Source organism: Arthrobacter sp. lap29 (assembly GCF_032458965.1).
Taxonomy (GTDB): domain Bacteria; phylum Actinomycetota; class Actinomycetes; order Actinomycetales; family Micrococcaceae; genus Specibacter; species Specibacter psychrochitiniphilus.
Genome location: NZ_JAUCEK010000014.1, coordinates 26698 through 50474 on the forward strand (window position 1 = coordinate 26698; position 23777 = coordinate 50474).

Below are 23777 nucleotides of genomic sequence, written 5' to 3' on the forward strand. Positions count from 1 at the left end.
GTTAGAACAGGCCCTTGGGTGCGTTGGCCAGATCCACTACGCCGGGAGCCGCCTGAATGTTCAGCTGCTCCAGTTCTCCTGCGGCCAAGTTGGGCAGGTTCTCCGCTGCCGCAATGAAACGGGTAATCTCGGCTTCCTCCACGAGACCGGTGGCCAGGGTGCGGAACTTGTTGATGTACTGCGCGCGAGCGAAGGGCCGGGCGCCGAGCGGGTGGGCGTCTGCCACAGCAATCTCATCCGTGATGAGAGTACCGTCGGTCAGGGTGATGACAACTGAGCCGCCGAAGGCCTTCTCGGAGATGTCCAGGGAGTGGTAGCGGCGCGTCCACTCTGCGTCCTCCTCCGTGGTGACCTTGTGCCACAGTTCCACCGTATCGGGGCGGGCGGCACGCTCGGGGGCGTAGGAGTCAACGTGGTGCCAGGAACCATCCTGCAGGGCCACGGCGAAAATGTAGGGGATGGAGTGGTCAAGGGTTTCCCGTGAGGCGGTGGGATCGTACTTCTGCGGATCGTTGGCTCCGGAGCCAATCACGTAGTGCGTGTGGTGGCTGGTCTTGATCAGGATACTGGCAACGTTGGCCGGGTCTGTGGCTTCCGGGTGTTCCTTGTTCAGCTTGCGGGCCAGATCGATCCAGGCCTGGGCCTGGTACTCGGCCGAGTGCTCCTTGGTGTACGTGTCCATGATGGCGCGCTTGGCTTCGCCGTCGGCCGGCAGCGGCACGGTGTACGCGGCGTCGGGGCCATCCAACATCCAGGCGATGACGCCGTCTTCGCCCTCGTAGATCGGCACGGGGGAGGTTTGTCCGCGCATGGCACGGTCGGCAGCCTCAACAGCAAGCTTGCCGGCAAACGCGGGGGCGTGGGCCTTCCAGGTGGAGATTTCTCCCTTGCGTGACTGGCGGGTGGCCGTGGTGGTGTGCAGGCCCTGGCCGACGGCCTGGAAGATGGTTTCAACTTCAAGGTTCAGCAGGGTGCCGATACCCGCTGCCGCGGAGGGGCCGAGGTGGGCGACGTGGTCGATCTTGTGTTCATGCAGGCAGATGGCCTTGACCAGGTTCACCTGAATCTCGTAGCCGGTGGCGATGGCGCGGACAAGGTCCGCCCCGTTGGCGCCGGTGTGCTGGGCGACAGCGAGGATCGGCGGGATGTTATCTCCCGGGTGGGAGTAGTCGGCAGCCAAGAAGGTGTCATGGTAATCGAGCTCGCGCACGGCCACACCGTTGGCCCAGGCCGCCCATTCGGGGGAGACCTTCTCTGTGATGCCGAAAACAGAGGCGCCGGTGCCGCCGGTTGAGGGTGCGTGGGTCAGTGCTTGGGCGCGGGCGGCCACGATGGGGCCGCGGTTCAGCGAGGCGATGGCGACGGAGGCGTTGTCAATGACACGGTTGATGATCATGTCGGTGACCTCATCCGTGACGGCTACGGGGTCTGTGGCAACTTTGGCGATCTTGTAGGCTAGCTGGTCCTCGTGGGCCAGGTTCTCTTCGCTCTTGTACACGCGCACAAAGTGATCGATGGTCATGATGTTCCTTTTCGCTTCGGTGAATCAAAAATGGGTGAAAACTTTGGTGAGGTAAAAAATCTTTAGGCAGCTGTGCTCAATAAGTGGCGCAGGCTGTTGTCTAGATGGACGGTGGTGGCGGCACTGGCCACCGCCGGGTTGCCGTTGGAGATCGCCAGGGCAATGGCAGCATGTTCCCTGGCAGCATCGCGTAGCCGGGCCGGGTTGTCCTTGCCCAGGCGCCGGACACGGACTAGATGAACGCGCAGGTTTTTTAGAGCTTGCGCCAAATAGTGATTCGCCACGGCGGCATCCACCGCCACATCCAAGTCAGCCGCCAGCTGGTAGTAGTCCGCGCGGGTGGGGTCTTCTTCTGTGATGAGCTCCCCGGCGTTGGCGAGCTGGCGGTGCAGGGCGCTAAAAATTTCCGGTTCGCCCCGTTTGGCAGCCAGCTCGGCAGCCCGGCACTCCAGGGCTGAGCGTAGTTCAAAGAGCTCATCGAGATGATCGAGGGAAATTTTGCTGACCACCATGCCACGGCCGCTTTGCGGTTCCGCCAATCCCTCCGCCGTCAGTTTGGCCAAGGCTTCGCGGATGGGGGTGCGGGACACTCCCAACCGCTCGGAAAGCTCAACTTCGCCCAGCACCGTCCCGGGTGTGAGGCGCCAATTAATGATGTCGCTGTGCAACGTTGCATAGGCGCGATCGCTGGCTCGCATGGTTCCTCCCAGTCGCCGGAATGTTTTGCTTATGGCAAATACATTACCCGTCTATGTATACAAAGACCAGCAGTTTTCCGCCGTTATCTAGAAAATTTAGTAATTATCTCTATTTATGTATACACAAAGGCATGGCGGCTGACTCGATTCAGCGATACTATGGCTCACATCACATCATCGAGTTTGGCTGGCGCAGGGAAGGCAACTCATGGCACACAACGGCACTAGCTACCAGGACGAATATCAACGCAGCATCGATGACCCGGAAGGTTTCTGGCTCGAGGCCGCACAAGCGCTCGATTGGGTGGTAGCGCCTCAGCAAGCGCACAGCGATGTAGATGCTCCTCTTAGCCACTGGTTTCCCGATGGCGAGATGAACACCTCTTATAACGCTCTTGACAGGCATGTTGCGGCGGGTCGCGGAGATCAAATAGCCCTCATCCATGACTCTGCCATGCGAGAAACAATCACGCGCTACACCTACAACGAACTTTTGGCCGCCGTGGCATCCTTCGCCGGGGTGTTGCGCGCGCAGGGCGTGGGAAAGGGGGACCGGATAATCATTTATCTGCCCATGATTCCCGAAGCCGCCATCGCCATGCTCGCGGCAGCGCGGCTCGGAGCCATCCATTCCGTAGTGTTTGGCGGCTTCGCAGCGAGTGAGCTGGCCATGCGCATCAAGGATGCCGCGCCCAAGGTCATCATCACAACCTCGGGCGGGCTGGAGCCAAACCGTAAGGTGGAATACCTGCCCACTGTCCGCGAGGCACTGGAGAAAGCCGGAGTTCCCGCGCTGCCCGTAGTGATCAAACACCGCGACGGATTTGCCACGCAGCCGGCAGATCTAGGCCTGAATGCTGTGGATTGGGACACCGCTCTTGCCACGGCCGTGCCCGCCGCGCCGGTGACTCTGAAGTCAACGGACCCGCTCTATGTGCTGTATACCTCCGGAACTACCGGCACGCCCAAGGGGGTGGTCCGGGATAACGGGGGACACGCCGTCGCACTTTTGTGGACCATGGCGAACCTCTACGATATCCACGCAGGTGACATCTGGTGGACGGCCTCGGATGTGGGCTGGGTGGTGGGGCATTCTTACATTGTGTATGGGCCGCTGCTGGCCGGTGCCACAACGCTGATGTACGAGGGCAAGCCGGTGGGGACTCCGGACGCGGGTGCGTTCTGGCGTGTCATTGCCGAGCATGGTGTGAAGGCACTTTTCACGGCGCCCACCGCGATCCGGGCTATCCGGAAGATGGATCCTGAGGCTGTGCTGCTGAAGAAGTACAGCCTCGGCACTCTCCAAACGCTGTTCACTGCTGGTGAGCGGTTGGATAGCGATACGTACCACTGGGCCTCACGCGTGCTGGAGGTGCCCGTGGTTGACCACTGGTGGCAGACTGAAACCGGGTGGGGCATTGTGGGAAATCCGCGCGGACTGGATCCGCTGCCCATCAAGGCGGGCTCGCCCACACTGCCCATGCCCGGCTATCAGCTGGAAATTGTGGATGGCATGGGCGTCCCCGTGGGTGCGGGCGAGGAGGGGAACATTGTGCTGAGGTTGCCGCTGCCGCCTGGCACCCTGACCACGCTCTGGGGAGACGATCAGCGTTTTGTTGACTCATACCTTTCGGCATTCACGGGGTATTACGCCACGGGGGATTCCGGCTATGTGGATCAAGACGGCTATGTGTTTGTCATGGGCCGCACCGATGATGTCATCAATGTGGCCGGGCACCGGCTTTCCACAGGTGCCATAGAGCAAGTGGTGGGCAAGCACCCGGCCGTGGCTGAATGCGCTGTGATTGGGGTAGCGGATGTGCTCAAGGGCCAAAAAGCTGTGGGTTATATTGTGCTCAAATCCGGGGTGTCCATTACGCAGGAACAACTCCAGCTAGAACTTGTGGCCTTGGTGCGCAAGGAAATTGGGCCGGTGGCGGACTTCAGGAAAGCAATTATTGTTGACGCCCTGCCCAAGACCCGTTCAGGGAAAATTCTACGTAAAACCATGCGCCAGATTGCCGACGGGAATGATTATGTGGTGCCCTCCACCATTGAGGACAGTTCAGTCATCGAGGCGCTTATTCCGTTCCTGCGCGGCTGAGGAGCCTATTGGTGGTGCTGGTTACTGCGGCAGGGCGTGCTCTTCGAGCAGGGCACCCTCTCCCGGCTCCATCGCTTCGTCGGCCGGATCTTGCGGCTGCGAACCCAGATGCCCGCGGGTGAGTTTGTTCATGATCAAGGCGATGGCTCCATCACCGGTGACGTTGGTGGCTGTGCCAAAGCTGTCCAAGGCAATATAGGCCGCGAACATGAGGCCTACCTCAACCTCGCCGAAGCCCAGCATCTGGACCAGCAAGCCTGCAGCAGCGGCGATGGCGCCACCTGGCACGCCCGGGGCTGCAATCATCATGACGCCGAGCATGAGGATGAACGGCAGGTAGGCGCTGAAGGAAATATCGCCGCCGGTAAGCAGTAGAACGGCAATGGAGAAGCAGGTGATCTTCACCATCGAACCGGAGAGGTGGATGGTGGCGCACAACGGCACAACAAAGCCGGCCACCGAGTCAGAGACACCATTTTTCTTTGTTGACGCCAAGGTGACGGGGATCGTTGCGGCCGAGGAAGAGGTGCCCAGAGCCGTGAAGTAGGCGTCGCGCATGTTCCACAGGGCCTTGAACGGGTTGATCCCTGACATGGATCCGGCTACCGAATACTGCATTAGGAGAACAACAAACGTCAAGGCGAAGGACACCACGGCGACCAGCAAGAATTTGGTGACAACAATCATTGCCGAACCGCTTGCTGAGAGATCCATGAAAATGCCAAAGATGAACAGCGGCAGTGCGGGAACAATGATGCGCCGGATCACCGATTCAATAATGCTGCGGAACTCGATGGCACCGCGGAAGAGTACTTTGCTATGGAAGGCCGTCAGGCCAATGCCTATGACGAAGGCCAGCACCAGAGCGCTCATGACGCCAATCACCGGTGGCAAAACGATTTCCGTTGCCGAGTCACCGGCGCTGGCCACCACCGTCAAGTAAGGGGTGAAGCCGGAGCCGGAACCGTCACTAAGTGATTCAAGCCCTCCGCCGGAGAGTGGTGAGGTGAAGAGCCAACGGCTCACAAAATATGCAAGAAGCCCCGCGAGGACTGTGGAACCGTAGGCGATCCCGGCCGTGAGGCCAAGCCATTTCCCCGCACCCTTGCCCAGCTCGGCAATGGCCGGCATGACCAGGCCCAAGATGATCAGGGGAACAATAAAGCCCAGGAACCCGGAGAAGATGGAATTGTAGGTCAGAAATACGCTGCCCAGCCATATGGGCATCACGGGGCCTGTGAGAATACCCAAGATGATGGCCACGATGATCCAGCCAAGCAGGGGGATTGATTTCAGTAACTTCATGGGGGTCCTCGGGTTGGCTCGCGGGTCCGCGCATTGGCGCGCAAGAATTATGTGGCGCAGGGCACGCCTGTGCAATAGTATGCGCAACTGCTTGGCCTATGTTATTCCTGCACAGCATTCCTGCACAGCATTGGTGCACAGCAAGAAGCCGGTCACCCATGGATACAGGTGCCCGGCTTCTTCACGCGTGGAACTCTAGTGCGTGCTGTTGCGCCTGCGTGAAACGGCCATGATGACCAGACCAGCGAGCAGCGCCAAGGCCGCCCCGCCCAGCAGCAGTGTTGAGCTGGCGCCAGTGCTTGCCAGATCATCGGAATTGCTCCCGGCGGAGGGAGTAGCGGAGGGTGTGGTGGAGGGTGAACTGGCCGCGGGCGACGGCGTCCCTTGCGTGGTTGCGGCACTGGTAGTGCCGTCCGTGGCCGGGCCGGTCAGCGAGGGCTAGTGTGGCGAACCCTGCCAGCTGGCCCGCAGCATTCTGAACGGTCACCACATAGTTGCCGCCTTCAAGACCTGTGGGAACCTCCAGGGGCGCTTCACCGGCCTCGTTGGAGCGGACCCACTGGCTCTTTGGAGCCGTGGGTTCAGTGGCGGAAGTGTTCTGGATAGCGGTACGCAACCAAGCATTGACCGGGAGGTTCTTCAGGATGAGGTACTCGCCGCCGTCGAACTCGGTGGAGGGAACACTTAAATCAACGGGGGATACCTTTGGCAGTGCTGCCGGATCCACCAAGGCTGGGGCGGTTTCAGGGGCTGCAGGGGCGGTGCTCCAGTCAACGCCGCTGGTCTTGAAGTAGTTGATGCCTTCAAGGTCCATGCGCCCACCGAAGGTTCCTGCGCGTTGGGTGAAGTTGGCATAGTCTCGTTTGGCTTGCGGGGACCAGCCTACTTTGGCAGTGGCTGGGGTGCGCGGGTACTGGAAGTTTTCGGTCTGGTCCATGGTGCGCATGAACTCGCCCCAATGCACTGTTTCCATACCCAGAATGCGGGCATCGCCAATACCTGGCAGGTGGGTTGCCGGGTCCCAGTCGTAATGGTCCTCGAGGGTGCAGGGGCCGCCGCAGGCCCATGCGGGTCCAACTTCCTGGGCGTTGTCCTGCTTCTGTGGAATGTAGGTTTTCGCGTTCGGCGACAGGATGACCTTGGCATTGTTTTTCTTGATGCTGTTGGCCTCCTCCTGTGTCTTGAAGGTCCATGCTTGGATCACGGAGTTCGGCGGCAAGCCGGCCGTACCGTACTCGCTCCAGCCAATCACCTTTTTGTCCAGGTCGGTGACCTGACGGCTGCGATCATTTTCTTGTCGTCAACCTCAGAAACTTCGGGGGCCTCGTCGCCGCCAATGTGGATGTACGGCCCGGGTGTCATCGCGGCGAGCTGAGTCAGGACTTCCTTGGTGAATTCATACGTTGCCGGGTTGTCAGCGTGTAACGCGGTCCCGCCCACATCCGCGGTGAGCGCGGAGTTGGTTTGTCTGGGTTCGCTCTGCCACTGATTCGTCAGCATGGCTGTCTTACCGGAGATCTCGGTCAGGCGTTGAACTTGAATTGGGCTGCGTTGTCTATGTGTTCCTTCATTTCATCCACGGTGTAGAAGGAACGGGCCACATCAATGCTTACGCCGGGGTGTTCGTAGCGGGGGTAGTCGCTGATGACCACGCCGCCCACGGCCCAGGGCGTGGTCACGACCGAGCTGGATTCAATCCATTGCGGGAAAAGCTGGCGCAACGTCTGCACGCCGTTCAGCGCACCGGCGGATGTGTTGGCAGCGATCTTCAGCCCGTGGGCGTCAGCGGCCAGGGTGTAGCTTTCGGGCTTGTCTTCGGAGCTATCCGGGGCAACGGTGATCTGAACATCGTGGGTGTCCGCCGTTCCCGTGACTATAGGCAGTGTGAAGCCGGTGCTCTTGCGGGCCTTTTGGGCGAAGTAGGTGGCAGCATCCACAGCGTCGCCGGTGGCCACAATGCGGCTTTTGGGGATCAGCCGGAACGTGCCATCAGCGGTAGCCACCGATTCGGCCGGCAACGGCACCAGTGCCAGGTTCTTCGGCGCCACGGGCTGAGCCTTGTCTTAAATCGCTAATTCGGAGATCGGGTAGCCCTACGTGGACCAACGGCTTATGCCTTGCATGCGCAGGAACTTCGCGTTGGCTACACCCAGAGTGATCTCATCAGTACGGCCAGGTCCTACCGTGGAGGTGATGGTTTCTACATCGGTCCAGGTCACGCCGTCGAGCGAAGTCTGGAGAATAAACTTCTTGGCCGCAGCGTTGGGCCAGACAATCTTTACGTGATCTATGGGGCTGGCCTGCGCCAACTCCACCTGAAGCCAGGAGTCATCAAGATAGTTTGAAGACCAGCGGGTGTCGCTGTTGGCGTCTATTGCCTTGGCCGCAGTATTCGTGGGAGCTGGTTTTCCACGTTCGATGCGGTAGCCGTACCTGTCAAGGCCACATTTGTTGGGTTTTCCGCTGGGGCCGGAGGCGAGCCCGGCCGTCGCAGTTCTTCTCAATACTTTCAATCGCTTACTCGCTTTACTCATCTGGGACCGCAAGAGGCATCCAGTGTGGTGTAGCTATTACGTGATGAAACGTTCCACGGCGGTTGCTGGGTAGGCGTCCCGGTAGGCGCCAACGCCTCCTTACGTCAGTGAAGCTCGTGTCAACGACACGAGCTTCACTATGTTTTCCATCACATTACGGCCAAGCCACTTAAGTAAACAGCCACTACTTTATTGACGAGACGCCGTCATAGGGATGAAGATCCGCTCTCTCGCTTCGGGCTCTGGCTTACTTGTTTGCCGCGGTTTGTGGCACGCCGAACAGGCCGCCATCCTTGGCTGACTTGGGCTTGCGAATATGGGTGCCCCACTGGAACGCCAAGAATGTCAATGTCAGCTGAATGGGGAAGGCAATGGAGGGCACGCCGCCTGAGATCAGGCAGATCAACACCGGCAGCAGAACGATCAGGGACAGGTCGGGTCCAATGAGGAAGGCGCGGATGGCTCCGGTAGGCACAGGGCCTGCGGGTCCGGCCAGGGCGGGCATATTCCAGTCGGGGGCAGGGCGGAAACCCGCCCTTAAGGTGGCGGCGCCGAGCCCCGGTCCGGCCAAGAGAGCGAGAATGAGTAAAGCCGGTGAGCCCACACCCAGTGCCAGAAGCAAGCCGAAGCAAATAATTGCCCACAGTGTCATCGCTGCACCCGGAACAATATAGTGCACCTGCCGGACGGTCTTGGCCGGCAGCGGCATGAGCGTATCCACGGCAGGGTTGCCAGCCGAGAAACGCGCGGTGGCACCGAGTGCGGTTGCGGAGAAGTGCGCACAGAGGTAAATGGCTACGGCAATGAGGATTGCGTTGCCGAGAAACTCCACGGAGGCCAAGGAGGCGGGGATGGCGGCCAGCACCAGCACCCGCAACAACGTGGCGGGGGAGCGCAGCGCCATGGTTGCATGCGTGCTGGCCAGCGTCTTGATGCTGCGGGCGTTGGCAGTCCCCTTGGTGAAAATTAGTTTGAGCCGCACCCGGCTGTTACCGGTGGCCGGTCCCGTACTGAACGAACGGGAGAGCTCGGTGGCGTCCATGGACAGCAGTGAGCTGGCCGCATACGCCCCGGCTGCAGCGCTCTTCTTCAGCGCCGCCGTGGTGATCCGCTCCAGATTCAGGTACACCAGTGCCAGTAACCCCAGCGCAAGGGCCAGGAGCAGCAACGGCCAGCGTGCGCCGTCGGCCACCAGAAGGGGCCAACTCGTGGGGAGGTATTCCAGCCAGGCGGTTTGCCTACCGGTGATGGCGCTGGTGCCCGCCACATTGTTGTACAGAGCCGTGGCTACGAGTGTCAGGGGCGCAAGTAGGGTGATGGCCCCCATGGCCTTCTTCAGCCACGCGCCGGAGCCGGTGACTTGGCACCAGGCCGCGATCCCATACAGGAGCCAGGCCAGGCCAAGCCCGCACAGCACGGCTAGGGCCAAGTTCCCGGGCGTGGGGTCGGCTGCCATGCCCAGGGATAGCGGCAGCACCACAATGACCGCGGCAATGCTGGGCCATGCCATTGACTTTAGGAACCCTGGCTGGATGAAACCTCGACGGCGGACCGGAAGGCCCAGCCACCATGCGGTTTGCGGCACGGACATGGCTACGGGACCCATGGTCATTTCCAGGGTCAGTAGCCCGGCTGCCAGTGTGAGGAGCACTGTTGCGCTGGCTTGGAGAAGCGTGACGGAGTGGAATCCCGGGGCTACGGCGGAGGCAAGCAGTGCCGATTCGTCTCCCACGCCCAGGCTGTGGCGCAGTGCCACGATGAGGGCGCCGGCCATGGTCACCAGGGTGAGCCCGCCCAGGATGGAGGTATACACCTCGGAGATGAGCTCCATGAGACCGCCCTGGGTGCGGCTAAGGCCTGCCCGGAACGTGTACTGGCGAATTTCCTTGGCGCTGAAGCGCTCGTTGGTTTCCTTAGTCATGGGATTAGTCCGCGTGCGGGTTCTCTGAAGCAATGGCCTCGGCGGCCCGGCCGGGTGTCATGGCGTGGATGGTGTCCGCAATGAACAGGGCCTTTGTGGCTACGGTGATGAGGAACTCGGGATCGTGCGTCACCACCAGCAGGGCTAGTCCAGAGTCCACCTCGGCCCGCAAGCGCGCTGCCAGCTTGTGCCGCATGGACGTGTCCAGGCGCTGCTCCGGCTCATCCAGTACCAGAAGGGAGCGGGGGCGGACAAAGGCCGCAGCCAGGAGCATCCGGCGGCGCTGGCCGGAAGAGAGGTTGTACGGACGGGATTTGGCCAGCGCAGAGAGCCCAAAGAATTCCAGCTCAGCGGAAATCACATCCTCCACCTCGTCCACACCATGCCCGGCGCACACAATAGCCAGGTGCTCCTCCACCGTCAGGGCGGGGAAGAACGCGTCATCGTCAAAGACCACAGCCACCTCGCGGCGGAAATCCAAGGTGCGGTCATCAACTTCGTTGCCGTTGATCAACGTTGTCCCGGACACGGCCTCAAGCTGGCCCACCACAGTTTTCACCACAGTGGACTTACCCGCACCGTTGGGCCCCACCAGGGCTAGAGACTGTGAAGAATGCAGGCTAAAGCTGGCCACCCCACACACAGCCTTTCCGGCATATCCAGCCTGGAGCTTCTCGGCCCGGACAACGTCCTTGCGTGCCGGGATTGGACGGTGGTGCTGGTTCGCACCGGAGTGGTTCGTTGCTTTGCTCATCACTCTCGAAGTATATGCGGGGCAACATTCAGCCTCAGCTTGAGGGTCAAGGCTCAAAACCCATCAGGGGCAAATGTTCAAAACATGGCGCCGGCAACCGGTAACCTAGTAGATGGCAGTGGAGAGAATATTTTTAGCGGCGAAAGCGTGGACTGACAGGTGAGCAACGAGCAGGGTGCAACGGCACTTGCCGGCGAGGACGTACTGGGCCCCACGGGGCGCCCCTTGACGGAATTCCCCGAACCCCCGGTCCTTACCTCCCATGGTCCCGCGCGCATCATCGCCATGGTGAACCAAAAAGGTGGCGTAGGAAAAACTACTTCGACCATTAACTTAGGTGCCGCTCTGGCCGAAGCTGGGCGCAAAGTGTTACTGGTGGACTTTGATCCGCAGGGTGCGCTATCGGCAGGTTTTGGCACCAACCCCCATGAGCTAGACATCACTGTGTACAACGTTTTGATGGACCGCAAAGTGGATATTCGCGACGCCATCATCCACACCGACGTTGAGAACATTGACATTCTCCCCGCCAACATTGACCTCTCCGCCGCTGAGGTGCAGCTGGTAAATGAAGTGGCCCGCGAGCAAGTCCTGGCCAGCGCACTGCGCAAGGTGGAGGATGACTATGACGTGGTTCTCATTGACTGCCAGCCGTCCTTGGGCCTGCTGACCGTCAACGCCCTGACCGCAGCTCACGGTGTCATCATCCCGTTGATCTGTGAATTCTTCGCTCTGCGCGCCGTGGCGCTGCTGGTGGAGACCATTGACAAGGTCCAGGACCGGCTCAATCCAGGTCTGCAGGTGGACGGTGTGCTGGCAACCATGTATGACGCCCGCACCCTGCACGGCCGCGAGGTCTTGGCCCGCCTAGTGGAAGCATTCGGTGACAAGGTCTTCGAGACTGTCATCAAGCGCACCATCAAGTTCGCCGATGCCTCCGTGGCCGCTGAACCCATCACCTCCTTTGCGAGCAACCACCAAGGCGCCGACTCTTACCGCCGGCTCGCCAAGGAACTGATCGCCCGAGGCGGCTCGCCCTAACTTGAATTCACCACAGAACGTCGCGGGGATCGCGGCAGATACACCCACAGCAGCAACACCCGACGCCCAGGCAGTCGGGACCACCACCCGCTTTGAGGTGCGGCTGGACAACTTCACAGGCCCCTTTGACCTGCTGTTGGGGCTTATTTCCAAGCGCGAGATGGATATCACAGATGTGGCGATTGCCACAGTCACGGACGAATTCATCAGCTATTTGAAGGCTTTGGCGGATCTGGGGCAGGACTGGGCGCTGGATGAGGCCAGCGAATTTTTGGTGCTGGCCGCCACCTTGCTGGACCTCAAGGCCGCCAGGCTCTTGCCAGCTGGTGAGGTGGAGAACGACGACGACCTGGCCCTCTTGGAGGCCCGTGACCTTTTGTTCGCACGGCTTTTGCAATACAAGGCGTTCAAGGAAGTAGCCACTCTCATGGGTGCCGAACTTGAACGGGAAGCGCGCCGCTTCCCCCGCCAAGTAGGGCTGGAGCCTCATTTTGCCGCACTTTTGCCCGAATTAGTGTGGCGCCATACCCCCCAACAATTTGCGCAGTTGGCGGCCCGGGCCATGGAAACCAAGGACCCGCCCCGCACCACTGTGGGATTGACCCATCTGCACGTTGCACCCGTCAGTGTCCGGGAGCAAGCCGCCATTATCACCGCCATGCTCACAGCCGGCATGCCGTTGGCACCACAGGTAATGGGTGCCATGGGGTCAACAGCGGGCACGGAGACAACGGAAATCTGGGTTGCGCAGCCGCTCACCTTCGCCGCGCTCACTGCCGATGCGCAATCCTCCATGGTGGTCATTGCCAGGTTCCTGGCCCTGCTGGAATTGTTCCGCGACCAGTTGGTGAGCCTTGAGCAGCCAAATCCGCTGGGGGAATTAACAGTGCTCTGGACTGCTGGACTGCTGGGCTCTGGAGAGAGGGACTCTTGAGTGCGGGCGCAGATCCCTCGCCGGCCAGCGGGCAGGACTCAGATGGCGTGAGTGACTTCGATGACGAGAGTGGGATTGACCATGCCTGAGCACACACCAGCACTTGATTCCGCAGCGCCCGATTCCGCAGCCTCCGCCGGGCTCCTTGATTCCCGTGACAGTGTGCGGGCGGCTTTGGAGGCTGTTCTCATGGTGGTGGATGAGCCAGTTTCCGAGGAGGCGCTGGCCGCCGTCGTGGGATTACCAGCGCTCACGGTACGTGAGCTATTACACGAACTGGCAAGGGAGTACGACGGCTATACTGGAAAGGGTGACACCGTACCGGTTCGTGGCTTTGAACTCCGGCAACTTGCCGGTGGTTGGCGTGTTTATTCACGCGCAGCCTATGCCGAGATCGTGTCAGCGTTTGTTGTGGACGGCCAGACGGCCCGGCTCACACAGGCGGCCTTGGAGACGTTAGCGGTGATTGCCTATCGCCAGCCTGTCTCCCGAGCCCGCGTCTCCGCCATTCGCGGCGTGAACGTGGACTCTGTTGTGAGGACGCTTGTGCAGCGCGGGCTGATTGAGGAAGTGGGCACCGATCCGGTGTCCGGGGCATTCCTATACCGGACCACGGCGTACTTTTTGGAACGGCTGGGGATGGAGAACGTGGACGAGTTGCCGCAAATTGCACCGCACTTGCCCGGTCTGGAAAACCTACAGGATTTCGATGATTCACACTTTTAGCATGACCACAACATTTAGTACTTTAAGGATTATGTAATGACACCGTCACCCCGTTCCGGAAACTCCTCCGGCCAAAACCAGCCTCGCGGCGGCAAGCCCCGCTCAGGTGCGCCCAAGACCGGAGGCTTCAAGTCCGGCGGTTCAAAGTTTGGCGCACCCAAATCAGGCGGCTACAAGTCCAATTCCGGCGACGGTCACCTGAAGCCCGGCGCCCTTCGTGCCGCAGGCTACAACGCCGAGAAGGCTAGTGCAGCCAGCGCAAGCGGGTACAAGTCAGGTGCCCCCAAACTGGGCGGCCCCAAGGCTGCTGCCAACAAGCCCAAGACCGGCGCTCGTAAGCCGAGCCAGACCGGTGCCCGCCCCTACAACAATGAGCAGTATGGCCGCACCGTCAGCTCCAGTAAGGCCCGCCCCACCGAGCAGAACCGCCGCCCGTTGCGCACCACTGACGACATTGACATTCACAATGCCGAAGGCGTGCGCCTGCAAAAGGTCATGGCCATGGCCGGTGTGGCCTCACGGCGCTTGTGCGAGGACATGATCCTTGAAGGTCGCGTGCAGGTTGATGGCGTCACCGTCAACCAGCTGGGGCTAAGGGTTGATCCGCAAGCAGTGGAAATCGTCGTTGACGGCATGACCATCCAGACTAATGATGAACTGGTCTACATGGTGTTCAACAAGCCCAAGGGTGTTGTTTCCACGATGGAAGACCCCGAAGGCCGTCCCTGCATCAGCGACTTCCTCAAGAAGCGCCAGACCGCGGAGCGGCTCTTCCACGTTGGCCGTTTGGACACCGGCACGGAAGGGTTGTTGCTGCTGACCAATGACGGCGAACTCTCCAACCGCCTGAGCCACCCCAAATACGGTATCCCCAAGACCTACCTGGTACAGGTCCGTGGGCCCATGGCACACGGCGTTGGCGCTCAGCTCAAGGACGGCGTTGAACTAGAAGATGGTTGGCAGAAAGTTGACTCCTTCCGTTTGGTTGACTCCACCCCCGGCCACGTCTTGGCTGAGGTAGTTTTGCACTCCGGAAAGAACCGCATTGTGCGCCGCATGTTTGACGCCGTGGGCTATCCGGTGGAGCGCCTCGTGCGTGTCAAGTTCGGCCCCATTGCTCTCGGCGATCAGCGTCAGGGCAGCATTCGGGTTCTGGGCCGTCACGAAATTGGTTTCCTGCTTTCAGATGTGGGGATGTAAGCAGCGGATGAATCCTTCGCACTTGAGCGGAGCCGTGCTGGTCCTTGGCAGCGGGCTGCTGGGGGCCAGCATTGGTTTGGGGCTGCGGGCCCGCGGTCTTGACGTGGTCCTCAGCGACCCCTCTCCGTCGGCACAGGCCGTAGCTGTAGACATTGGTGCCGGGCGCGCCTTCGTCCCGGCGCAAGAGCTGCACCCAGAGCTGGTAGTGGTGGCTGCGCCGCCGGATGTCTCCGCGCAGGTAGTGGCCGGGGCTCTCACCCAGTACCCGTCCGCCGTAGTGGTTGACATTGCCAGCGTCAAGGGAGCCATCTTGGCTCAGCTAGAAGCCATGGACTCTCTGGCGCCGGGCGCGCTGGCCCGCTACGTGGGCACACACCCCATGGCCGGGCGTGAACGTTCCGGCCCTGTGGCAGCACGGGGCGAGCTGTTCAACTCGATGCCCTGGGTGCTTTGTCCCTCAGAGTTCAGTAGTGCCCACGCTATCAAGGTGGCGCATTCGCTGGCGATTGACTTGGACGCCGTGGTGTTCCGTTTCACCGCTGAGGAGCACGATGCTGCCGTGGCTTTGGTCTCGCATCTGCCGCAGGTCATGGCGTCTTTGGTGGCGAGCAGACTGGCGGAATCGCCCTCAGCCGCGCTCTCGCTTTCGGGGAACGGGCTTCGCGATGTGACCCGGATCGCTGCCAGCGACCCTGCCTTATGGGTTCAGATTCTCGGTGCCAACGCACCGAAACTGTTGGAGATCATGCAGGGGGTGCGTACCGATTTGGATCGGTTGATCAACACGCTTAGTGCTCCAACAGCTCCCGGGGCACGCCTGGATTTGGCCCAGCTCATGACCGAAGGAAATGAAGGTCAGAGCCGGATTCCTGGCAAGCACGGCGGCCCGCCTCAGCAGTATTCCTGGTTGACGGTTCTAGTTGATGACAAGCCCGGACAGATCGCCAAACTGCTGACTGAAATTGGAGACATTGGTGTAAATGTGGAGGATCTGCGCCTAGACCACTCGGCGGGACTGCAAGTAGGCATGGTGGAACTCTCCGTGCTGCCCGCCAAGCGTGTGGCACTCGTGGAGGAATTGACGGCACGTGCGTGGAAGGTACTTCAATGAGCAATGCAGATGTAACAGAACAGCAGATTCGCCAGGGCAAATCCCTGGTGGTGGCGGTGGACGGCCCCTCCGGTTCCGGCAAGTCCAGCGTCAGCAAGGCCGTGGCAACACGCCTCGGACTGGCATTTCTGGATACCGGTGCCATGTACCGTTCCGTGGCCTGGCACTGCCTGAACGGCCGCATCAGCTTCGCCGACGCGGCCGCCGTTGAGGCGGCCGCGCGAACCGTCAAGATGGCACAGAGTATGGATCCGGGGACGGAAATGTTCACGATCAACGGCATTAACGTCACCGCCGCCATCCGAGAACCGAAGATTTCCGAGGCCGTCAGCGCCGTCGCCACCAACCTTGGAGCCCGCGCCGAACTGATCCGCCGCCAGCAAGCACTCATTGCAGAACACGGGCGCCGGATCGTGGTTGAGGGACGGGACATCACCACGGTGGTTGCCCCCGACGCCGAGGCGCGCCTGATCCTGACCGCCAGCGAGGAAGCCCGGCTGCGCCGGCGCGGCCTGCAATTGGGCGGCACCCAGAGTGCCGAACAGCTGGCCGAGCAGGTCCTGGCACGCGACGCCAAGGACTCCACCGTGGTCGATTTTCAGCGTGCGGCCGACGGCGTGTACACCGTGGACTCCTCTGATCTGGACTTCGATGCGACCGTTGACGCCGTCATCGCCGTGGTGCGCAGGGCCGTAAACGCGGGTCCGCCTGTATGAGCGAAAAGCAAAAACAGCTGCGGAGTATTTCGGCCGCCCCGTCACGGTGGAGAACCCATTGGAGCCGTCCGCTGGGCCGGTTCCTGGACCATGTGGTGTACAACACCGCTGTGGTGGGACTGGAGAACATTCCCGTCACAGGTCCTGTGGTGTTTGCCGCCAATCACCTGAGCTACCTGGACGGACCCGTCATGGTGGGGGCGAGCAGCCGGTACATGCACGTCATGGTTCGCCATGACATGTTCAAGGGTTTCCTGGGCTGGGTATTACAAGCCTCCGGACAGATCCCCGTCAATAGATCAGGGGACCGTGCCGCACTGCAATACGCTAAAGCGGTCCTTGACCGTGGTGATTGCGTCGGGATCCTGCCAGAAGGTACCCGGGGGAGCGGAGACGCCGCGAACGTCAATAGCGGGGTGGCATGGCTGGCACTTAACTCAGCGGCCGCCGTCGTGCCTGTTGCCGTACTTGGCACCCGGAACCGGGGAGAACATCGAGATAAAATTCCCTCACCACGGCGCAAAATGCATGTGGTGTTTGGACAACCATTGACAATCACGCGTGAACCCGGTGTTTCCGGCCGTGTTTCAATGGACAGAGCAACCGAACAAATTCGCCTGCGGCTGGCGTCACACATTGCCGCATCCCAAGCCGCAACAGGGCAGGATTTGCCTGCGGATGATCACCTATCTTCAAAGCACAAAGGACAGCAACCATGAGCGACTCCAAATCAGCCACACCCGCTGATGACCAGGAATACGTGCCCACAGGCACCGACCAGATCGCTGAGCGGCTGGCGGCCATTTCCGATGAGGACGCCGACGCACGCGCAGCAGGCCTCCTCGCAGGCCTAGCCAACTACGAGCTCGACGACGCTGACGCGGCCTTGCTGTCCGGCGAATTCGACGACGGCGAGGACTATGACCCCACGCGGCAGAACCCGATTCTGGCCATTGTGGGACGGCCCAACGTGGGTAAATCCACGCTGGTCAACCGAATTCTCGGCCGCCGCGAGGCAGTGGTGGAAGATACTCCCGGCGTGACCCGTGACCGTGTCCAGTACGACGCCGACTGGAGCGGGCGCCCTTTCACGCTCGTCGATACCGGTGGCTGGGAGCGGGATGCTCGCGGACTTGATTTGCGTGTGGCCGAGCAGGCTGAAATTGCCGTAGAGATGGCTGACGCCGTTCTGCTGGTGGTTGATGCCATTGTGGGTATTACCGCATCAGATGAAGCCATTGTGCGCATGCTGCGTAAGTCCAAGAAGCCCGTCATCCTGGTAGGTAACAAGATTGATGATCTGGTCCAGGAAGCCGATCTGGCAATGCTGTGGGGCCTTGGCTTGGGAGAGCCGCTTCCTGTCTCGGCGGTCCACGGCCGCGGTGTGGCAGACATGCTGGACAAGGTCTTGGAGGTTCTGCCGGAGTTCTCCGCAGTAGCCGGTCTTGAACGTACCGGCGGCCCGCGCCGCGTTGCCTTGATTGGCCGCCCGAATGTTGGCAAGTCTTCGCTGCTGAACAAGCTGGCCGGAACAGAGCGCGTAGTTGTTGACAACGTTGCCGGAACCACTCGCGATCCCGTGGATGAAATGATTGAACTGGGTGGACGCACCTGGCGTTTTGTGGACACGGCTGGTATTCGCCGCCGCGTGCACATGCAACAAGGTGCTGACTTCTACGCCTCCTTGCGCACCCAGACAGCGTTGGAAAAGGCTGAGGTGGCCGTGGTGCTGCTAGCCGTTGATGAAGTGCTCAGCGAGCAGGATGTGCGCATCTTGCAGTTGGCCATTGAATCCGGCCGTGCCTTGGTGTTGGCGTACAACAAGTGGGACTTGATGGACGATGAGCGCCGCAAGTACTTGGAACGTGAAATTGACCAGGACCTGGCACACGTAAGCTGGGCCCCGCGCGTGAACATCTCGGCCCTGACGGGCTGGCACAAGGACAAGCTTGTCCCCGCCTTGGACCTGGCCTTGGAAAACTGGGATCGCCGCATCCCCACAGGCCGTCTGAATGCGTTCCTGGGCGAACTGGTCTCGGAGCACCCGCACCCCGTGCGCGGTGGCAAGCAGCCCCGTATCCTGTTCGGCACCCAGGCCTCGAACCGTCCGCCGAAGTTTGTCCTGTTCACCACCGGCTTCCTGGACCCGGGCTACCGCCGCTTCATTACGCGCCGCCTGCGTGAAACCTTCGGTTTCGAGGGAACACCCATTGAAGTTGCCATGCGCGTGCGTGAAAAGCGCAGCAAAAAGAAGTAGACAGTCCCTCTTCCCCGGCCGGAAATCACTCCGGCCGGGGTGTGAGACGCCAATCACAGTCAAAGTGGTCAAGGCGCCCGAGAATATGGGGTAAACTTTTTTCCGATGGTTCAGCCACGGAAGATAACTTCCAAAGGACCGAACCAATCGGGCTGTAGCGCAGCTTGGTAGCGCACTTGACTGGGGGTCAAGGGGTCGCAAGTTCAAATCTTGTCAGCCCGACCGATGCAAAACCGCTCAAACACTGGTGAAAGCCAGGGTTTGAGCGGTTTTTTGTTGCCCACTAACATTTCGGCGGTGACGTAAGGCTTCCCCTGAGACTTCCTAGGTTGGCCCCTAGGACATGGCAGTGGCCAACCAGACAATAAAGAGCAGTGCCAGCAACGAGGCATAGATGCGAAGCGCCAGCAATAACCATCGATGGGCTTGTGTGGTCCGTTCTTGGTTTTTAGGTGAGGTGCCGGCTCGAAGCGAAAACATGGGTGGACTCCTGCCTAATCAGCTTGATAGGAACAGCGGCCGGGCAAACCTGTCGATGTGGGGTACCGCCATGCTCAAGTAGGCGCGCGGCGCCGCCCGAGGACCAGGTCCCCTGCATCCGGGCACTGTGCCCGAGTGCGGCTGAACGTACCCGTTACCGTTGGCCCATCCCTGCCGCGCGGGCTTTGATAATGGTCTGTGCCCTGTCTGCGGCGCCTAGTTTCGCAAAGACGTTGGACACCAAATTCCAGATGGTTTTGCTGCCAAGGCCAAGATCCGCGGCCGCCGCCCACTCAATGGCCGTTTGCTCCGCTTCCTTCAGTAGGTAGCCGAGCAACCCAGGCTTGAGACAGGCAAACACGGATTCGTCATCTTCGAACATGGTCAACACGGAAATTTTCACACCGGGAAGGTCCTGCACCAGCCGCCGTGGGTCACCTCATCTTTAATCAGTGCTGGCATGTGCAGATCCAGCAGCACCACATCGGGGCGCAATTCCATGACAAGTTCCACGGCGGCCCGTGCGCCCGCAGCCTCGGCCAGCACACCCAGTCCTTGGCACCCACGAGTCCGGGTCCCCGCCGTCGTCAGTGACAGTCAGGGTTCAGCAGGGCCGCCCGCTATCCTGTGGGTTGCTGGCTGCCGTTCATTCTTGGACGTGCCAGTGCTGTGGTCTCCGGTGCGTCTTAGCCTGGCGCCCCTGCGCCCATTCACTCCATCGCCAGCACAATCTTTCCCCGGGCATGGCGTGTGCGTACTTTCGCCAATGCGTCCAGGGCCTGTGCGAAGGGAAACACCCGTTCGAGTTCCACACGGAGGGTTCCGCGAACAATGTCCCCCATGACCTCCACCAGTTCCTGCTGCACGTCAAGGCCATAAGGGACGCCCATCGCCTGTATCCCGCGTTCCCGCGTCAGCTCATCACCGGAGATGCTGATCAAGGATCCGCTGTCCTTCACCACGGGCAGGCTGGCACTAGATGTTCCGGGCTGGATTGCCAGGGCCGCATCTACGCCTCCGGGCCGCCAGGCAAGAACCTGCTCTGGCCAAGTGGGGTCGCGATAGTCAACAGCCAAATCCGCACCGAGTGAGAGTAAGTAGCCGCGATTAGCGGCAGATGCAGAGGCGCCTACCCGCCAGCCGCGCCGCACCGCGAGCGGGATGGCCAGTGTGCCGATGGCGCCGGAGCCCCCTGCTACAAACAGCGAACCTCCAGCTCGGATGGGCGGCAGCGCCCGCAATGCACGCAGCACGGTGTTGCCGGCGACAGGCACCGCCGCGGCGCTCACAAAGTCCATGCCGTGAGGAATCGGCACAATGAGCGATCCGTTCTTGACGGCAACAAACTCCGCCCAGGTGCCACCTTTTGCTTGCATTGAACTGACAAACGCAATCCGATCACCTACCAGATGGCCTGCCACCTTGGCACCCACAGCCTCAATGACGCCAGCGCCCTCAATTCCTACGGGATAGGGGAAGATGGCATCAGTCGGCAGAAAGTAGGAGTCGTGGATACCTACGCCAATTGCATGGACACGCACCAGCAACTCATCGTCGCTGATGTCCGGTATGGGCACCTCCGCGAGGACCACGCGCTGACTCCCGGGGCTCGGGGAGACAAAGGCTTTCATTGTTTGCACAACTCTCCTGCGCTTGATCTTGGGTGGCGTGGCACCGGGGCCTGCCCTTGGGGATGGTCAGCCTCAAGTGGGCGGGCCACCCTGTCTTGAGTATTGCAGTTCCCGGCAGGTGTGCAACACTGCGCTACTTGACTAATTCCGATCCCTTGGCGCAGGCCGAGCCCGGGCTGCCACCTGTCCGGCGCCACCATACAGAATTTGAGAGGAGAGACGTGCCGCCGCCAAACAAGGGGCTTTGCGGTCGCAAGAGCTGATTGCTTGTTCATGGTGGGCTCTCCTGCGCCTTGTGGGTGGGTCTGATTGTGGGTGGGTCTGAACTGCTGGGCATGGAATACGGGAGCTTTCATTGTTCCCGGCCCGAATCAGCAATAAACAGGGGTGCGGGTCCCGCCGGGCCGGGCGTCTTGCCCGAGCCGGAGGGGGATCCAGTCCTTGAACCAAGCGCGTCCTGCCGGGAGACTTGGCCCAGGGCACTTAACCGGCTGGTGATTGCAGGGCTGTTGCTGATAGCCGTGGCTGGCGCCTGTGCGGGCGAGGGGCCGAAGTGGTGTTCCAGCGCACTAGGTTAACGCCGTTGAGCCAATCCATTCCGTTCGTTGCCCAGGCCGTGGTAGGTGCCAGCTGGGCCATTCCCGGAGCCGCACCAGCCTGGCTTCGCCGGCGCAACATCTTGGGCTGAGTCATGATGGGCGGGGTGGTTGCCACTGTCACGGCGCTCTCCATCTTTTTGCTGATAGGCCTCCTGCCTGTGCTGTATCCGACCGGAACATGGCTAGGCAGGGTATGGGTAGTGCCCACTGTGGTCTTGGTGGCCGGTGACGTACTGCCGTACTGCCGTGCTGCTGCAGCGGGGATGACTCCGGGTACCGGTGCGCTTGGGTGTGGTGCGCCGCCGTGGTCTATGCGGCCGGGTGTTATGGCTCTGGGGAAAGTGCTGTCTGCGGCTGATCCGGACGGTGCACCCTGAACGCCAGCAACTCACGTGGCTGATCGTCACGGTGGCGCTGTTGATGGGTGAACAGTTCCTTGGCGGAACAGTGCCCGGGCAGTGGGTGCTGAGTCTGTCCTTGTACCTTTCTCCCCGTTGCCATAGCCGTAGGCGTCCTGCGCTACCGGTTGCTGGGCATCCAGGCACTGATGCGCAGTGCCCTCGTCTATGCGCTGCTGACGGGGTGCATCATGGCGGTCTACGCGGCAGTGCTTGCTGTGGCCGCGGCACGCCTGACAGGAGACCCCGTGACAGCCCTTGTGGCGGCGGCCCTCATTGCCGTAGGCATCAGCCCCCCTGCGCACCAGCGTGCAGTGGACCGCTTCCTCTACGGCAAGGGTGCTGACCCATGTCCGCCGTGTCAGGACTCGGTGCACTCGCCGCAGGGGCCGCGGATCACGAGCTCCTCCACGTTGTGACCACAGGGATCGAGGACGGCGTCCGTGCTCCCCACGTGCGTATTGCAAGGCTTGACGTCGGTACGCTCGCCTCTGTGGGGGTGCCGGGTGCCACCGTTGATGGGGAACGCGCCGTCGGCCCTGTGTTCACCGCACCCCTGACCCTGGGCGGGCGGGATGCGGGCACGCTTGAACTGGATGGCCGGACGCCGGGGGAGCGTTACCCAGGGTGGGACAAGGGGATGTTGCGGGCCATGGCGCCGCAACTTGCCGCCGAGATCCATGCACTCTCCCTCACGGCGGAACTGGCCCACCAGCGCGACGCCGTCCTCGAGGCTACGGCCCGTGAACGTGAACGCCTGCGCCGGGACCTGCATGACGGCCTCGGATCGCTGACCGGCGTCGGGCTGGGACTGGCAGCCCTCAGGGACGTCGTCAGCGGGGAGCTTGCCCGCCTAGTCCCTGTGCTGGATAGGAAGGTTGCTGCATCAGTGACCGAGATCCGGCGCATCCTGGACGGGCTCCTCCCCGAGGCCCTAGTCAGGCACGGGCTTGCCCATGTGCTGCCGGTGCGGCCTGCTGGCTGTTTCCGTGGACGACGACGACAATGGCTTCCGCGCTCATCCCGCCGACGGGGTTGGGCTGGCATCCATGCGGGTCAGGGTCACCAGGGTCATAGCCACTAGGTGGGAGCATGAGCATCAATTCCTCGGCGGGCGGCACTGGCGTACGGTTCGCACTTCCCCTCGACTCGGAGCAACCGCGAGCCTTCCAACTTCCGCCCGCCCATGCTTCATGAGCTCAGGTCCCGCCCGGCCAGGTATACATGCCTGGGGTTGCAGGCCAACACCGGCGGGCGGTGATTATCCAGATTGGGAGGGTTCCCGGTGAATAAGCCTGTAAGCCTGATCATCGCCGACGACCATACCATGTTCCTTTACGGGCTTGCCGCTGCGCTCGCAGCCGGGACTGACCTGACTGTGGTGGGTCAGGCGCGCGACGGCCCCTCACTGATGCTGCTAGTTGAGCGGGAACGCCCTGATGTGGTCTTAACCGACTTGGATATGCCACCAGTGGACGGCACCAGCGCCATCTTCGGCATCACTGGGGCCTATCCTGACATCCCCGTTTTGGTCTTGTCCATGCACAGCGGCGATGAAGAAGTCCTCGGGGCCATCCGCGCGGGAGCCTGCGGGTACTTGCTCAAGGGTGCGGTCCGGGATGAGATTGTGCAGGCTGTGCTGGTGGTGGCCGCTGGGGGAACAGTGTTTGGCAGCGTTGTTGGACGCCGTTTTGGTGGTCAGTCACGACCGCTTCTTCACTGACAAGATCGCCAACCGCCGCCTTGTTTTCAACCCGGACGCGCCCGGGCAGATTGACGTTCATATGGGCTAGCCGCCTGGTTTTCGTTGCCGGGCGCATGGGGTGGGTTGCCGTTCAATGGATCA

The 23777-nt window shown here is 61.3% G+C and carries 27 protein-coding genes and 1 tRNA gene; 14 read left to right on the forward strand and 14 right to left on the reverse strand.

Annotated features, from left to right (window positions below):
- Position 1: 1 nt before the first annotated feature.
- Together RY113_RS17495 and RY113_RS17500 are read right to left on the reverse strand one after the other, a co-directional pair.
- The gene (locus RY113_RS17495; protein ID WP_315915660.1) at positions 2 to 1522 is read right to left on the reverse strand and encodes an MmgE/PrpD family protein; all 1521 of its coding nucleotides are present in this window, start codon (positions 1520 to 1522) and stop codon (positions 2 to 4) included.
- 62 nt (positions 1523 to 1584) lie between these two features.
- Entirely contained in the window at positions 1585 to 2220 is a 636-nt protein-coding gene (locus RY113_RS17500) for a GntR family transcriptional regulator (RefSeq protein WP_110105993.1), read from the reverse strand.
- Positions 2221 to 2428: 208 nt separating this feature from the next.
- Between RY113_RS17500 and RY113_RS17505 the strand changes: the two genes are divergently transcribed.
- Positions 2429 to 4324 carry an AMP-binding protein gene (locus RY113_RS17505; protein ID WP_315915661.1) on the forward strand — a complete coding sequence of 632 codons (1896 nt, stop codon included), beginning with the start codon at positions 2429 to 2431 and terminating at the stop codon, positions 4322 to 4324.
- A 21-nt stretch (positions 4325 to 4345) separates the two neighbouring features.
- Here RY113_RS17505 and RY113_RS17510 read toward each other — a convergent pair whose 3' ends face one another.
- The 8 genes from RY113_RS17510 to RY113_RS17540 form a co-directional block, all read right to left on the reverse strand.
- Positions 4346 to 5629 (reverse strand): dicarboxylate/amino acid:cation symporter, encoded by a 1284-nt coding sequence (locus RY113_RS17510; protein ID WP_315915662.1) that lies wholly within the window; start codon positions 5627 to 5629, stop codon positions 4346 to 4348.
- 195 nt (positions 5630 to 5824) lie between these two features.
- Positions 5825 to 5935, reverse strand: a complete 111-nt coding sequence (locus RY113_RS18550; RefSeq protein WP_396334263.1) for an LPXTG cell wall anchor domain-containing protein — start codon at positions 5933 to 5935, stop codon at positions 5825 to 5827.
- A 1-nt stretch (position 5936) separates the two neighbouring features.
- The gene (locus RY113_RS17515; protein WP_315915663.1) at positions 5937 to 6881 is read right to left on the reverse strand and encodes a family 20 glycosylhydrolase; all 945 of its coding nucleotides are present in this window, start codon (positions 6879 to 6881) and stop codon (positions 5937 to 5939) included.
- The gene (locus RY113_RS17520; RefSeq protein ID WP_315915664.1) at positions 6878 to 7129 is read right to left on the reverse strand and encodes a family 20 glycosylhydrolase; all 252 of its coding nucleotides are present in this window, start codon (positions 7127 to 7129) and stop codon (positions 6878 to 6880) included. Before RY113_RS17520 ends, RY113_RS17515 begins: the two co-directional genes overlap by 4 nt.
- A gap of 23 nt (positions 7130 to 7152) precedes the next feature.
- A complete protein-coding gene (locus tag RY113_RS17525; RefSeq protein ID WP_315915665.1) occupies positions 7153 to 7677 on the reverse strand; it encodes a beta-N-acetylhexosaminidase in 525 nt (174 codons plus the stop codon).
- Between the two features lie 45 nt (positions 7678 to 7722).
- The gene (locus tag RY113_RS17530; RefSeq protein ID WP_315915666.1) at positions 7723 to 8133 is read right to left on the reverse strand and encodes a discoidin domain-containing protein; all 411 of its coding nucleotides are present in this window, start codon (positions 8131 to 8133) and stop codon (positions 7723 to 7725) included.
- Positions 8134 to 8410: 277 nt separating this feature from the next.
- Positions 8411 to 10084, reverse strand: coding sequence for a DUF6297 family protein (locus tag RY113_RS17535; RefSeq protein ID WP_315915667.1), 1674 nt, complete (start codon positions 10082 to 10084; stop codon positions 8411 to 8413).
- Positions 10085 to 10088: 4 nt separating this feature from the next.
- The gene (locus tag RY113_RS17540; protein ID WP_315915668.1) at positions 10089 to 10838 is read right to left on the reverse strand and encodes an ABC transporter ATP-binding protein; all 750 of its coding nucleotides are present in this window, start codon (positions 10836 to 10838) and stop codon (positions 10089 to 10091) included.
- A gap of 159 nt (positions 10839 to 10997) precedes the next feature.
- Here RY113_RS17540 and RY113_RS17545 point away from each other — a divergent pair, with 159 nt between their 5' ends.
- The 9 genes from RY113_RS17545 (at position 10998) to RY113_RS17585 (ending at position 19045) form a co-directional block, all read left to right on the forward strand.
- Complete coding sequence (locus tag RY113_RS17545; protein ID WP_315915669.1) at positions 10998 to 11879, forward strand: AAA family ATPase; 882 nt, start codon at positions 10998 to 11000, stop codon at positions 11877 to 11879.
- Position 11880: 1 nt separating this feature from the next.
- Positions 11881 to 12813, forward strand: coding sequence for a segregation and condensation protein A (locus RY113_RS17550; RefSeq protein ID WP_396334262.1), 933 nt, complete (start codon positions 11881 to 11883; stop codon positions 12811 to 12813).
- An 81-nt stretch (positions 12814 to 12894) separates the two neighbouring features.
- Positions 12895 to 13539 carry an SMC-Scp complex subunit ScpB gene (gene scpB, locus RY113_RS17555; protein WP_257032483.1) on the forward strand — a complete coding sequence of 215 codons (645 nt, stop codon included), beginning with the start codon at positions 12895 to 12897 and terminating at the stop codon, positions 13537 to 13539.
- Between the two features lie 36 nt (positions 13540 to 13575).
- Positions 13576 to 14739, forward strand: a complete 1164-nt coding sequence (locus RY113_RS17560) for a pseudouridine synthase (protein WP_110106003.1) — start codon at positions 13576 to 13578, stop codon at positions 14737 to 14739.
- 7 nt (positions 14740 to 14746) lie between these two features.
- Positions 14747 to 15850 carry a prephenate dehydrogenase gene (locus tag RY113_RS17565; RefSeq protein ID WP_315915670.1) on the forward strand — a complete coding sequence of 368 codons (1104 nt, stop codon included), beginning with the start codon at positions 14747 to 14749 and terminating at the stop codon, positions 15848 to 15850.
- A complete protein-coding gene (gene cmk / locus RY113_RS17570; RefSeq protein WP_110106005.1) occupies positions 15847 to 16566 on the forward strand; it encodes a (d)CMP kinase in 720 nt (239 codons plus the stop codon). Before RY113_RS17565 ends, cmk begins: the two co-directional genes overlap by 4 nt.
- Positions 16563 to 17285 carry a lysophospholipid acyltransferase family protein gene (locus RY113_RS17575; protein WP_315915671.1) on the forward strand — a complete coding sequence of 241 codons (723 nt, stop codon included), beginning with the start codon at positions 16563 to 16565 and terminating at the stop codon, positions 17283 to 17285. Before cmk ends, RY113_RS17575 begins: the two co-directional genes overlap by 4 nt.
- Entirely contained in the window at positions 17282 to 18823 is a 1542-nt protein-coding gene (der, locus tag RY113_RS17580) for a ribosome biogenesis GTPase Der (protein ID WP_110106007.1), read from the forward strand. Before RY113_RS17575 ends, der begins: the two co-directional genes overlap by 4 nt.
- Before the next feature lie 148 nt (positions 18824 to 18971).
- Positions 18972 to 19045 (forward strand) — tRNA-Pro (locus tag RY113_RS17585).
- A 114-nt stretch (positions 19046 to 19159) separates the two neighbouring features.
- On the opposite strand, the gene RY113_RS17590 is transcribed toward RY113_RS17585, so the two are convergent.
- The 4 genes from RY113_RS17590 to RY113_RS17605 all read right to left on the reverse strand — a co-directional run bounded on the left by RY113_RS17590 (position 19160) and on the right by RY113_RS17605 (position 20934).
- Positions 19160 to 19303: a hypothetical protein gene (locus tag RY113_RS17590; protein WP_315915672.1), complete on the reverse strand. Its 144-nt coding sequence runs from the start codon at positions 19301 to 19303 to the stop codon at positions 19160 to 19162.
- A gap of 154 nt (positions 19304 to 19457) precedes the next feature.
- Positions 19458 to 19706 carry a hypothetical protein gene (locus tag RY113_RS17595; protein ID WP_315915673.1) on the reverse strand — a complete coding sequence of 83 codons (249 nt, stop codon included), beginning with the start codon at positions 19704 to 19706 and terminating at the stop codon, positions 19458 to 19460.
- On the reverse strand, positions 19703 to 19849 hold the full coding sequence (locus RY113_RS17600) for a hypothetical protein (protein ID WP_315915674.1): 147 nt from the start codon (positions 19847 to 19849) through the stop codon (positions 19703 to 19705). Before RY113_RS17600 ends, RY113_RS17595 begins: the two co-directional genes overlap by 4 nt.
- A 164-nt stretch (positions 19850 to 20013) precedes the next feature.
- Positions 20014 to 20934, reverse strand: a complete 921-nt coding sequence (locus tag RY113_RS17605; protein ID WP_315915681.1) for an NADP-dependent oxidoreductase — start codon at positions 20932 to 20934, stop codon at positions 20014 to 20016.
- Positions 20935 to 21637: 703 nt separating this feature from the next.
- Here RY113_RS17605 and RY113_RS17610 point away from each other — a divergent pair.
- The 4 genes from RY113_RS17610 (at position 21638) to RY113_RS17625 (ending at position 23654) form a co-directional block, all read left to right on the forward strand.
- Positions 21638 to 21910: a hypothetical protein gene (locus tag RY113_RS17610; RefSeq protein ID WP_315915675.1), complete on the forward strand. Its 273-nt coding sequence runs from the start codon at positions 21638 to 21640 to the stop codon at positions 21908 to 21910.
- A 170-nt stretch (positions 21911 to 22080) separates the two neighbouring features.
- The gene (locus RY113_RS17615; RefSeq protein ID WP_315915676.1) at positions 22081 to 22350 is read left to right on the forward strand and encodes a hypothetical protein; all 270 of its coding nucleotides are present in this window, start codon (positions 22081 to 22083) and stop codon (positions 22348 to 22350) included.
- Entirely contained in the window at positions 22281 to 23015 is a 735-nt protein-coding gene (locus tag RY113_RS17620; RefSeq protein ID WP_315915677.1) for a histidine kinase, read from the forward strand. Before RY113_RS17615 ends, RY113_RS17620 begins: the two co-directional genes overlap by 70 nt.
- A gap of 201 nt (positions 23016 to 23216) precedes the next feature.
- Positions 23217 to 23654, forward strand: a complete 438-nt coding sequence (locus tag RY113_RS17625) for a response regulator transcription factor (RefSeq protein ID WP_315915678.1) — start codon at positions 23217 to 23219, stop codon at positions 23652 to 23654.
- Positions 23655 to 23777 lie beyond the last annotated feature (123 nt).